Raw genomic sequence first — 12,322 nt, 5'->3', positions numbered from 1 at the left:
CCCCTTTACGCCTGCTGCTCGGCAGCGACGGCCTCGGCCTGGGAGCGCTGCTCGGCGGCCTCGCGCTCGAAGGTCTCAAAGCCGTTCTTGTCGATCCAGGGGATCAGCGAGGCGTCGTCCTCGCGCACGATGTGGCCCTTGACCATAACGTGGACGCGGTCGACATCCAGGTGCTCCAGGATGCGCGTGTTGTGCGTGATGATGAGCATGGAACCGTTGCAGCTCTTGCGGTAGGCGTCCATGCCGTGGCTGACGGTGGACAGGGCGTCGACGTCCAGGCCGGAGTCGGTCTCGTCCAGGATGGCGAGTTTGGGCTGCAGCAGCAGAAGCTGGAGCATCTCGACCTTCTTTTTCTCGCCGCCCGAGAAGCCTACGCCCAGCTCGCGGTTGAGGTAAGCGGTATCCATGTTGAGCTCGGCCGCGAGCTCCTTGACGCGACGGCGGAATTCCTTGCCCTTCATCTCCAGGCCGGGGCGGCCGGCGATGCTGGCGCGCAAAAAGCTCGACAGCGGCACGCCCGGGATCTCGACCGGAGCCTGGAAGCTCAGGAACAGGCCGGCGCGCGAACGCTTGTCGGTGGTGAGCTCGGTGATGTCCTGGCCGTCAAAGACGATGCGCCCGTTCTGCACGGTATAGACGGGATCGCCCATGACCAGGTGGCCGAGGGTGGACTTGCCGGCGCCGTTGGGTCCCATCAGCACATGGGTCTCGCCGGCGGCGACGTTGAGGTTGACGTTGTGGAGGATGGTCTTCTCGTCCACGGAGGCGGTCAGACCTTCGATGGAAAGCAGCGGATTTGCGCTCATGCTGTTCCTCTCTGTATATGGTGTACTCATAGGTGTACTAAACCCTAGGAATCTTCTCGGAATAAAGTTACTATGGGTTCGGCGTTAGTCAAGGGAAAACCCGACTAATCCACTCGACTTTTCAGATGTGGGACATAATAGTCGGGATCGTCTGCCCCACACGCTTGGCATCTGGGGCAAACTCTGCTGATGATTTTGTCTCAAGCGCACCGGGAGGGTAGGTATGCTCATTTCTTCTAAGGGCCGCTATGCCCTCCGTTTGATGATTTATATCGCGGCGCTCGGTGACGCCGAGGGCAAAATCGCCCTGCGCGAGATTGCCGACCGCGAGCATATTTCGCAAAAGTATTTGGAGCAGCTGGTCCGTCCGCTTATGAAGGCGGGCCTGCTCAAGAGTGTGCGCGGCAAGGGCGGCGGCTACATGATGGCCGTGGACCCGGCCGAGGTGCGAGCCGGCGATATATTGCGTGCTGTCGAGGGCAGCACGGCGCCCGTCGCATGCGATGGCATCGATAACAACTGCACTCGCAGCGATCTGTGCTCTACTGTGAAGTTCTGGCGCGGTCTGGACGACGTGATTGAAAAGTACGTCGACGGCGTGACATTGGCCGACTTGGCGGCCGTGCCCGAGATTAACTTCGATATCAAGCTGTAACTCGAGCACAATTCCTTAAGATTTCGCGGAGGGCGTTATCGTTTGTCGAGTTGTTGTTGTACGACATCGGTCTTGCTGCGATACTTAAATCTATCTTTGCAAACTGCACTTTAACTACACCAATGCAAGGAGGATCTTATGCAGCCCAAGCATTCTGCGATTGTTGCCGGATTGACGCTGGCTCTTTCGTTTGGCGCCGTTGCCGCGCCCGCGCCCGCTGCTGCGGATGAGCCCACGCCGGGCGTTGCCTCGGATGCCACCGATATCGATAAGGGCCTTTATACCCAGCAGTCTTTCTCGGGCGTGCTGAGGTCGGTTCAAGGCGTCTCGTTTGTCAATGTGACCAGCGAGATGAAGTACTTTACCAAGTATGAGAGCCACGGCAACTATAACCAGGGCTTTTCGTACGGCGATGGTTACAACGCTCTCGGTTACTACCAGTTCGATCGACGCTGGTCGCTCATCCCGTTTATGAAGCAGGTCTATAACTACAATCCTGCCAAGTACGGCATGCTTAAGTCTGCAATTGACCGCGGGAGCGATATCTCCAACGCAAGCAACCCCATGTATTCGAACGGTCAGCTGACGGAGCTGGGCCGCATTGCACAGGAGGCCTTCCAGGGCGCCTATAACGCCGATCCGGCTGAGTTTTCGGCGCTGCAAGATTCATATGCATACAACTCCTATTACGCGGTGACCGAGGCCTGGCTCAAGAGCGCGCTTGGTATTGATATCTCTGGCCGCGCCGATTGCGTCAAGGGTATGGTGTGGAGCATCACCAACATGTGCGGCACCTATGGCTGCCAGGACTTTTTCCGCTGGGCAAATCTTACAAACGATATGACCGACCGTGAATTTGTGACGGCGCTTTCCAGCAGCGTGGTCAATAACGTTGCCCGTAAGTACTCGAGCCAGCCGCAATATCACGAGGGCTGGAAGAACCGTTACAAGAACGAGCTTAAGGATTGCCTGGTCTATATTACCGAGGACGAGGCCGCGGCGACGCCGCCGGTCGAGCCTGAGCCCGAGCCTGAGCCCGAGCCCGTGACTCCGGCGCCCAGCCAGGCGCCCGCCGCTCCCGTTGCTCCCTCTGGGTCTAGTGCCGATACCAATGGTGCTGACGAGGATACCGTCGATACTCCTTCGAACGATGCCGGAGCAAGCGATGGAAATGGCGATGTCGGTTCGGCCGGCAGCGCGGGGTCTGCCACGCCTTCGAATTCCGCAGATGCTGCGGCAGGGTCTGGTTCTCCCGCCGGCGGATCGACTGCCGGCTCGAGCGACTCGTCGACGAATGACAAACCCTCTGCGAGCGAACAGCTTGGCTCCATGTTTGGCTTCTCGCTGATGTCTGGCATCAACAGCGGCTCGTCTTCCAAGAAGGATGGCTCCGACCAGGGCGCTACGGAAAAGACCGAAGAAGCTAAAGGCGATTCGAAGGACGAGGGTTCTAAGGGGTCTGATTCCGACAAGGGCACGGAATCAGACGGTGCGGAATCGAAGGATCCCCGCCTTGGTAAGGATGGCAAGCACGCGGACGACAATGGGTCCAAGGGCCTGGCTGATGATGGCGCCGACCAGAACCAGGGTAAGACCAAGGTCGTGACTGCCTCAGCCACGACGACTGAGTCCTCTAAGGGCAGCATGCCCAAGACGGGTGACTTGATTTTGATGGCGAGCCTTGCCAGCGCGAGCTTGGCCACATTGGGCGCTACGTCTATTGTGAGCGGTAAGCATAAACTTGATCAGCAAAACAAAGACGATGCGGAGAAAGACGCCCAAAAGTAGGCTCTCAGCGAGCGTTTTGCCTTAGCGATTCGAATAGGGGCCCGATGCGATAGCACCGGACCCCTATTTGTTGCGAATCGTTTTGTTATGCCCCCCCTTATGGAGCCATTTCTACCGTTACCCGAATCATTTGTTGAACAATAAAATTGTTATCAAGATGGTCGCTAAAATGGCATCGTTGTTCTAAAAGGGGAGATAAAACGGTGTCTGAACAGGCAATGTATAATATTGATAACACCTTTGGCGTGAAGTTGCTCAATCCCGGCGGAAATGCTGTTCTGCCGATTGATATTCATGATTTTGCCGACGCCGCCGATCATTGTGTTTTAGTTGATAAGACCATGTTTATTGCTGATATCTTAGATTGCGAATCGACTGTGGCGCTCTGTTGTCGGCCTTATGGTTTTGGCAAGAGTATGAACCTCTCCATGCTCAAATGTTATCTGGAGCGTCCTGTGCCCGGCTCGTCGAGCATGAATCTGTTCATCGGTAGCAAAATATGGGACGCAGAAGATGGCATCTATCGTGATGAGTATGCACGCTATCCGGTCATTGCTTTGGATTTTTCTGCTTCCTCCTATCGAGGCGCCGATGCCGAGGCCGCCATGCGCGATGCCGTCGCTCGTGAGTGCGCTCGTCTGTTGCCGCTGCTGGAAGTTCCCGATTTAGCGCGCGGCGACGTGCGCCATATCGAGCGCGTAGCGCGCGGTGTTGCCGGTTCTGATGAAATCGATTCGGCTCTTGGCTTGTTAATCGAGCTCCTCCGTATGGCATGTGATGAACAGGTTGTGCTGCTGGTTGATGGGTATGACGCGGCGTTTTCGAATCATATGCAGGTGCAGGCCGCCTATGGCTCGTGCTTTATCGAGTTGCTTGACCGCCTGCTCTTTGACGGCATTGTCGCCTCGACCGATTCTTTGCGGCTGGTTTGCTTGATGGGGGAGCGACCCGGCCCCGCATGGGCGGCACTTGCGCATCGCAACTGCCCGTATTGTTTGGCTTCGCCCTTGTCGAGCTGGTGCGATCGCCGCTTTGGTTTTTCGGATGCCGAAAACAGGGCGCTGCTAGATTACACTGGCCAGAGCGACAGACTGGCTTGCGCACGCGAATGGTTCGAAGGCTACCGGTTTGGCGGGTTCTATTGTTCGAACCCGGCTCGTGTGGTTGAGTTCTTGGCTCGGGGCTGCCTGCCGCCAACCCGCTTTGATGTATGTTGCTATGCCGATTGTCTGAACGAGACTGTGGGCGCCTGGGATTTAAGATGGCTTGCGGCAATGTTTGATTTGCTTAATCCGTATGGCTGTGTTGAGGCGCCACTGTGCTTGGACGCCGTGAAGCCTGATGCCGGGACAGCGGAAGGTATTTGGACCGATTTGTATTTGAGTGGACTCCTGACGACAGATGCGACTGATCGCCAGGCGGACGGCAGTCTGCCCCGCGCCCTGCGCCTTCCCAATAACGAGCTCCGGTATGCGATGCGTCATGTGATTATCGAATGGTTCGAGTGCGCTGCCGAGAGTGCCGAGACTATCGACGATTTCCAAGAGGGTCTTTGCCGCGGAGACGAGCGTGCAGTTAGGCGAGCTTTGGACGCAATTATTGATGACTTGGGCGTTGATGGAGACGAGTCGGATTTGCCGCTGGCTTTTCGTTTGGCACTGCAGGGTCTTTGTTTTGGGTTGCCTGGGTATGCCGACCCCGTTACAAAACGAGCGCACGGTTCGGAGTTTGGGGGTTTCCAGGTGTTTCCGGCCGCCAATACCTTTGATGCGGCGGATACACTTGGCATGTTGGATAGCCGCCCGCTGATCTCGGTCAGCATGCTGTACGACCCCGATGTCGATGCGTTGGGCCTAGAGCTTCTGTCAGTACAGGCATTGCTCGATATCGAACGGAGTGGTCTCGACGACATTCGCGTGCCACGTCCTGCTGTGGGCCGCATGCGCTGGGGGTTTGGCTTTGATGGACAACGAGTTGCCGTCGCATGTCAGAGGTTATAGGAGGGCCGGCTTTACTCGGTTTCCTTCATGGGCGGCATGGGCGTCCAGTTGGGGTCGCGTATGATCTTGCGGGCATCCTTCATGCCACGGCGCAGCGCCGGAATGCCGGTCTTAAAGCACTTGTCGACGGCGGCAAGGCGGATAAACTCCTTGCAGAAGGTCGCCACATTGCCCAAACGGAACAAAATGGGGTGGTAATCACCGTAGATCTGCATGTAGCGGGCCAAGTAGCCGCGGTTACGCATGATGTAGTAGCGATTGGTGTCACTGGTGGAATTGAGCTGACGCTTACCGGCGATATCCCAGTTGGAGACGGCGCGGGCGCGCTTGAGCACCACATCGGCGACTACGACGGCAGGGAAGTGTTGGCTGGCGACATAGCCATAGCAGGCATCGTCGCCGTAGATAAAGAAACGAGCGTCGGGCAGGCCGATCTTGTCGACAACGCGGCGTGAGAACAGGCCACCCTCAAAGCACAGCTGGTTCATGGCGCGATAGCCCTCGGGGCCCAGGTCCCACTTAGCGATGGGGTTGGGGATACCAAGCGAAAGGATGAGCTGGTACTGCCAAAAGAAGGCGCCGCCGTCAAAGTCCAGGCGCGAACCCTGGATGACGTCGTAGCGGTCGGTCCACTTGGCCAGGCGCTCGATGCCCTCCGGGATGACGAGCACGTCGTCGTCCATCACCCAAAACCACTGGGCGCCCAGGTCATAGGCGCACTTGGTGCCGGCGGAGAAGCCGCCCGCACCGCCGCCGTTTTCGAGCTGCGGGGCGTAGATGACGCGGTCGGTGCCGCCCTGCGCGTCGGGCTGATCGGCGTCGATGCCCCACAGGTTGGCGAGGCGCTCGTTGAATGCGGCACACATGGCTTCGGTCTCGTGCGAATTCTCGTTGTCGACGATCACGATACGCCACGGCGCGGCCGTGAGCTCGGTCATGGAGTCGAACAGGTTGGCCAGAAGTTCCTGGCGCTTGTACGTGACGACGACGATGGCGAGCTTGTCGATGGGAGCGGGGAGGGTAGAAGTCATGAACGAGAATATCCTTTCGCGTGGGCAGCATATCGGCCCTGCGGAATAAACAACGTGTCCCATGGGACACGACTATTGTAAGCGTAGGCGGGCGCCCGCGGGTAATGTTCCGCTAATCACCAAGAACGTTTGCTACAAGCCTGGTTGACGTGTGGTGAGATTTCAAGCGCGCATTGTGGTATTACGTAGGTGCCGATTCCTGTGGACGCGATCTTTCTGTTTGGATGCCCTGTGAATAAAACTCGTTTAGCTTCCTTTGCCGATAGCCTTCCCGTCAAGGTCATGTTGCTGTTTTTGGTTTTTCAGGTCGCATTTGTCCTGAGCAATACCGCGGCGAATTGCCTGCCGAGGCCCGTTGTCGAGTCACATGCGCAGGGTTCGGAGTCCTCTGCCCTGTTGTCTGACATGTATATCTACGACCACCGTGTTGCAGCTGGTCCTGTTTGCTTTGATAACAATCGCTTTATCATTGAAGTCGCACAGCAAAAGGACCAAGGTTCTCCGTTTAAGACGATGACTGTTGCCGAGATTGATGACGTTACGAAAGCCGGTGGGATTACGCATCAGCAGTACTACCGGTATTGGCATGGATGGCAGCTACTTACGAATGTCTGCCTGTTTATTGGTGGTATCGACGTTGTCGTGGTGCCTGCGGCCGCTCTGGCGATTGCCGGCTCCGCTTGCGCTTACGTTGCCTTGCGGAAGCGATTTTCAAAGCCATTGACGTTGGGGTTCCTTACAATCCTGCTGTTCTCGACCAATCTGTTTTTCAATTTTATCGGTGATCTGCTGCTGTGCATCTCGTTCTTTGTGGCGCTCATCATGATGTCTTGCATGAGCCTTCGTTTGGGATCGGCTCCGAACACACGGGCTTTTACAAGCCGCCTTGCCCTTTGGTCGATTGCGACGGGTGCTGCGTTTTCGTTTCTTGACTTTTTAACGATCCCTGCCGCAGTTGTCGCCCTGCATTGCTTTTTCGCCTTCATTGCGCTCCCCAAGGGTGAGCGCCCTAAGCGTTGCGTCGTCACGATGCTGCAGGCGCTCTTTGGGTTTGGGCTTACGTTTGTGTTTACCTGGGCGATGAAATGGGTTGTCGCGGCATTTGTGCTGGGCTGGGACGAGGTCTTTTCGAACGTTCTGGGCGAGATGGGCCTTTGGTCTGCGCATGGGACTTCGTCACTGTTGCCCCAGGCTGACTGGCCTCAGATTTTGAAGGCGTTTTATTACATGAGCCCGCAGCTGTTTGCCATTTGCTCAACAGCTGGTTATGCGATGATCTCGAACGTCGTTTGTCTTGTTTCGTTTGCTGCCGTATTAGCGATTTGGGTTGCCGTGCTCGTTTGCTCGATACGGGGCGGCGCGCAAGGCGGTCGTCGTCGAAAGGTGTTGATCCAGTCGCTGCTCATGGCGCTGCCTCTGGTTGTTGTTCTGGGTTATTTCGTTGTTATGCATGACCATGCGATCGTTCATATTCCGGTATTTGGCTGCAAGAATTGGGCGATTGTCTTTGCGATTTTATTTGTTTCAGGTGTAAGCGCGCTTCGTGGTCTGAGGAGTCAGAAGGTCGCTTAGCCGTTCATGTGGGCCTTGATGGCCTCGACTACGGCCCTGCGTACGATATCCACGAGTAGTAGGGCAAGCGCGAGGCAAAGGCTCATAAGGATTCCGAGCAGAATGGCGACGGCTGGACGGGGCTCTCCCGTTTGGATGCCTGTCGCCATGGTGTAGATTGCCTTGTCAAAGATGGGGCGCCAGACATTGCAGGTAAACGATTGTACGGCGTAGAAAGCGAGTGTTCCTGCGGCGAGAGACACGATTGTCTTATCTGCGGCTGAGGTTTCGTGGCGCGGCTGATGGAGCGCTGCGGCGGCAACGGATGCGGCGGCCAAGATAAAGGATATGACGGAAGTGGACTTGAAGGAGAGCTTCCAGAGCGCGTCGTACTGGCTATTTGCCGATAGCAGAAGCTCGAGCGCGATGGTGGCGGCAACGAGTCCGATGAGTACGATCTTGGATTTTTGAGCGCCGGATGCGTTGCCGTGGCATTCGAGGACAAAGCGCATTTCTCCAGCTGCAATAAACGCGACCAGGTAGGTAACGGCGCTCATGAGTTTGCGCCACAAAATGATACCGGCCGCTTCGTTTGCCGTCGCCGCGATGTAGCAGTTGATTCCAAATGTTGCGAGCACAAGAAGCGCTACGACAAACGGGGCTCTTTTGCTGCCGATTCGCTGTCGTATCAGCGCAATCACTGGGACAAGCAATACGGAGACGGCGTAGACCCAGATAAACTCGATGCCCAACGTGAGCCAGCCAATCTCATGCAGCGAGATTTCTGGTAGGGGATAGACGTACATCGAAACAAACAGGCAGGTGGCGCAATAAAAGAGCGTGGGCAAGACGATCTTTTTGAGGCGATCAAGCGATTTAAGCGTGAGACCCTGCGCGGATGAACCGTTTTGGAGGGCGCGTACCGCCGAGGGAATAAGGAAGTATCCCGAGATCATAAAGAAGACCTCGTTGGCCCAGCAGCCCAGCAGGTTGATAAAGCCGAGCGCGCCGGAGTAAGGGAAGACAGCGAGCGGCGCGTATTCCGGTAGGCTGGTGCAGACGGCTTGAAAGGTCCACTGAAACGTGTGGAATATGGCAATCCCAGCGACCGCTACCAAGCGCAGCGCTTCGATGGAGGTATTTCTGCTTGCTTTGCTGCCCATCAGACTATTTTCCAGCGCGTGCGTTATATGAGCCAAAGTGCGATGTAATCATTTTTAGAGTCTGCTTGGGACCTTTGTTCCATACGTTATACAAGCCCTCACCCACGAGGTCCTTGGCGTATGCACAGTAGCTGATTTTAGGATTGGCGATGCCCATATACTCGGCATAGAGCTTTTTGGCCGCGGGAGTAACGCGGGGGTTGGCAAATACAAGTTCTTGCGGCATGCGTTCGAACATCCTGTGGATGGCCTGCTCGATTTCGGGGTGGCCTTCAATTCCGGTGTGCTCAATCATGATGCCCATATAGGTGAAACCGCGTGTGATTTGCGGTGTCCAAACGGCGGAGTCGGTGACGTTGAGCCTCTCAAGAATATCGACCATGTCGTTCCAGCGATTAAACGGCATCAAGGGGTCACGCTTGGCCAGAGCGGCCGCCTTTTCGGGTGTTTCCTCGCGGTAGCAATAATACGGCTTGGGCCAGTAAGCGATGGCCCTTGCCTGACAGAGCGTTTCGACAAGGAATGGATTATCGGCCCAGCCCGCACCGGGGATTTCCTTAAACCAGATATTGTTTTGCAACAGGAAGTCGCGACGATAGATTGCCGACCAAATGGACGGATGATGGGCCAGCAGGTGTGGAGCGTCGTGAATGGTGAACGGTTGCCGAGGCGGTTTAATGCGACCGCGATATGCGCAATGTAGCTTGACCTCTTGGGGGGTATCGGGGTTGCGAATGATCCAATACGGGGTCTCGATAATATCGAGCTTGTTCGGATCGCCAAATTCGCGCTTGGCAAAGGCAAGAATGTCGGAGTACATTCCGGGCTCGATCCAGTCATCGGGTTCGAGGATGGCAATCCAGTCGCCCTTTGCCTCGCGAATGCCCAGATTGCAGGTTGCGCCGTAACCCTGGTTTGCCTTATCGATCACTCGAACGCGCGAGTCGCGCGCAGCGAAATCTTGCATAATGGCGAGCGAGTTGTCGGTGGATCCGTCGTTGATGGCGAGGATTTCCAGCTCGATATTCTTTTCGTTTAATAGGCTGCCTATAGCCTGAGAAAGATACGGCTCGGCATTGTAAGTAGGCACGATTACGGTCAGCATTCAAACACTTTCTCTAGGCGATTTGGAAGAATTATACCTAATTGCGTTTGCAACGGTTTTAGTTGCGTTTGGGTGAAGGCAACGGTAAGGGTTGCTTATTTAGCAGGTGACCAAACGAGCCGGGACTATCCGTTCGTGCCATCTTGATTCAACAGAATTCCTTTCTATGACAATTGTTCAAAAGAAGAGATAGTTGATGGATAATATCGCAACATGGATATTCATTTTGACTGGGGATTCAATATGAAAAAGGTTTTACGTGTTGCAACTTCTTTTTCTTTGGCTGCTCTTCTGACATTTTCGTCATTGATGAGTCCTGTACTTGCTGCTTTCGGGTTGAACGAGGCACAGCCCACTGAAGCTATGACGAATGTGGCTTCTGCAGGCGATGACGGAGTGGCTGCACTCGGTGACGATGTTGAAGGCAGCGAGGCTACCGTCGACCAATCACCGGTTGAAGGGGATGTTGAGGCTATCGACTCGTTGATCCAAGGCGCAACTGAAAGCGATGTCAAGACCGATCAACAGGTCGATTCGGTCGAGTCGACCTTCCAATACGTTTACCTGGCCTACCCAAGCCTTCCCTCTGGAGCTGATCAGGTCATTGCTTTTGCAACCCCTAATGACGGCGAAGTTCTTTCCTCTGCTACGCTTGGCTATGCGAGTGCCAACGGCGTAAAGGGCTCTGTCGACGCGTCTTCTATGGCTGATAATTCTGCCGCCTTTACCTTTGGCGCAAAACTCGAAGCTAATACTTATTTCCTCACATCGATTTCGTATTATCTAGAGGGAGATGGGACTGAGCATAAAATCGATCTCTCTGATCGAGATTATTCATTCACCGTCGCAGATAGCTCTATGAACTCTGAGGGCACATCTGTTTATTATGCAGATGGGGACGGAAATGCTGTTGAGGCACAGTCTATTCAGCAGGCGTTGGAGTGCGCCGATTCTCCGGATGGTGTTTCTACTTATGCCGCTCGCTCTGCTCGCAACGTTAGCGTAATTGCTCTCGATGCTGGTCACGGTGGATCTGACCCCGGTGCACAGGGCAATGGCAAAAGCGAGGCCGATCTTACCTGGAAGATAGTGACGGCATGCAAGAATAAGCTTGAGGCATATGGCTTTAAGGTCGTTCTTGCTCGTGAACAATACGGCAATTATTCCGGTAATGATTTTCTGTATCGCGTCCAGCGCTGCATTGATCAGGGCGCGCAAGCATTCGTGAGCTTTCATATCAATTCCGGTCCTTCCGCCGCTCATGGCGCTGAGGTTTACGCTCCCACCGCAAATGGATCAGACTATACGCAGGTTTCTGTTGAGCTTGCCAATAAGGTTATGAATAACCTTGCTGCTATGGGTCTTACGTACCGCCGCGTTGTACAGATGCAAGTGGGAGATGAGTTTGCGGTAATCCGATGCGCCCGCGAACAGGGGATCCCTGGCATTTTAATTGAGCATGGCTTTATTTCGAATTCCGGCGATGTCGCTAATTACTTTTCCGATGACGGCTGTCGTCGTCTTGGCGAGGCTGATGCCGCTGCTATTATTGCGCAGTTTCCGCACCCTTATTCCATTGATGGAATTACATTCTCTGAAGAATTAGGGCGTGCTGGATCTTCCATTAAGATTGGCGTGAATGTTACCGGTAAGACCGATGGTCTTAAGTACAAATTTGTTTGGCATAAAGTTGGAGCCGATTGGAACAGCTCAAATTGGGGTGTAATTGGTCAAGATTTGACCAGCCCGTCTGTTACTTGGACTTTGCCGCAAGCGGGTGAATACGAAATTTATGCCGATGTTGTCGACTCCAATGGTTATATATCGAGCACTTCTAAATATAAAGTAGTCAATTGGTCCGTCGACGGCCTCGACGTCTCCGGCGAGGCGCGCTCCGGCAAGCCGCTCAGGCTCCAGGCCAGGGTCTCCGGCGACACCGACGGCCTCAAGTACAAGTTCGTCTGGGAGAAGGGCGGCTGGGCCAAGTGGGGCACCGTCGGCGGCCCCAGCTCCTCCGCCTCCTGCGAGTGGACCCCCTCCGAGCCCGGAGAGTACACCCTCTACCTCGACGTGATCGACGGCGGGCAGGCCAAGCACCTCACCCGCAAGGTGACGGTCGAGGACCGCTTCAGCGTCGACGGCCTCGACGTCTCCGGCGAGGCGCGCTCCGGCAAGCCGCTCAGGCTCCAGGCCAGGGTCTCCGGCGACACCGACGGCCTCAAG

At 55.4% G+C, this 12,322-nt stretch carries 9 protein-coding genes; 5 read left to right on the top strand and 4 right to left on the bottom strand.

The window, feature by feature from the left end; translation table 11 throughout:
• Positions 1 to 5 precede the first annotated feature (5 nt).
• Positions 6 to 806, bottom strand: coding sequence for a Fe-S cluster assembly ATPase SufC (gene sufC, locus ACTNDJ_RS01350; protein WP_441083206.1), 801 nt, complete (start codon positions 804 to 806; stop codon positions 6 to 8).
• Between the two features lie 223 nt (positions 807 to 1,029).
• Between sufC and ACTNDJ_RS01345 the strand changes: the two genes are divergently transcribed.
• From ACTNDJ_RS01345 to ACTNDJ_RS01335, 3 genes are all read left to right on the top strand, one after another.
• Positions 1,030 to 1,461: an RrF2 family transcriptional regulator gene (locus ACTNDJ_RS01345; protein WP_154518293.1), complete on the top strand. Its 432-nt coding sequence runs from the start codon at positions 1,030 to 1,032 to the stop codon at positions 1,459 to 1,461.
• 138 nt (positions 1,462 to 1,599) lie between these two features.
• Positions 1,600 to 3,249, top strand: a complete 1,650-nt coding sequence (locus ACTNDJ_RS01340) for a hypothetical protein (RefSeq protein ID WP_441083205.1) — start codon at positions 1,600 to 1,602, stop codon at positions 3,247 to 3,249.
• Between the two features lie 203 nt (positions 3,250 to 3,452).
• Positions 3,453 to 5,249: an AAA family ATPase gene (locus ACTNDJ_RS01335; RefSeq protein WP_441083204.1), complete on the top strand. Its 1,797-nt coding sequence runs from the start codon at positions 3,453 to 3,455 to the stop codon at positions 5,247 to 5,249.
• An 11-nt stretch (positions 5,250 to 5,260) separates the two neighbouring features.
• Here the strand turns inward: ACTNDJ_RS01335 and ACTNDJ_RS01330 are convergent, their stop codons facing one another.
• On the bottom strand, positions 5,261 to 6,280 hold the full coding sequence (locus tag ACTNDJ_RS01330; RefSeq protein ID WP_441083203.1) for a glycosyltransferase: 1,020 nt from the start codon (positions 6,278 to 6,280) through the stop codon (positions 5,261 to 5,263).
• 201 nt (positions 6,281 to 6,481) lie between these two features.
• Between ACTNDJ_RS01330 and ACTNDJ_RS01325 the strand changes: the two genes are divergently transcribed.
• Positions 6,482 to 7,852 (top strand): hypothetical protein, encoded by a 1,371-nt coding sequence (locus ACTNDJ_RS01325; RefSeq protein ID WP_441083202.1) that lies wholly within the window; start codon positions 6,482 to 6,484, stop codon positions 7,850 to 7,852.
• Here ACTNDJ_RS01325 and ACTNDJ_RS01320 read toward each other — a convergent pair.
• Both ACTNDJ_RS01320 and ACTNDJ_RS01315 read right to left on the bottom strand, forming a co-directional pair.
• Complete coding sequence (locus ACTNDJ_RS01320) at positions 7,849 to 8,994, bottom strand: acyltransferase family protein (protein WP_441083201.1); 1,146 nt, start codon at positions 8,992 to 8,994, stop codon at positions 7,849 to 7,851. The two genes, ACTNDJ_RS01325 and ACTNDJ_RS01320, sit on opposite strands and share 4 nt — an antisense overlap.
• Before the next feature lie 4 nt (positions 8,995 to 8,998).
• Positions 8,999 to 10,099 (bottom strand): glycosyltransferase family 2 protein, encoded by a 1,101-nt coding sequence (locus ACTNDJ_RS01315; RefSeq protein ID WP_441083200.1) that lies wholly within the window; start codon positions 10,097 to 10,099, stop codon positions 8,999 to 9,001.
• Between the two features lie 213 nt (positions 10,100 to 10,312).
• Between ACTNDJ_RS01315 and ACTNDJ_RS01310 the strand changes: the two genes are divergently transcribed.
• Positions 10,313 to 12,322 (top strand): N-acetylmuramoyl-L-alanine amidase (locus ACTNDJ_RS01310; protein WP_441083199.1); only part of this gene is annotated, 2,010 nt, incomplete at its 3' end.

The sequence above is a fragment of the Collinsella sp. HCP3S3_D1 genome, assembly GCF_052064015.1.
In the GTDB taxonomy this organism is placed as follows: Bacteria; Actinomycetota; Coriobacteriia; order Coriobacteriales; family Coriobacteriaceae; genus Collinsella.
The sequence above is the reverse complement of the archived record's forward strand: the minus strand, read 5'-3'. Positions and strand labels throughout refer to the sequence as shown.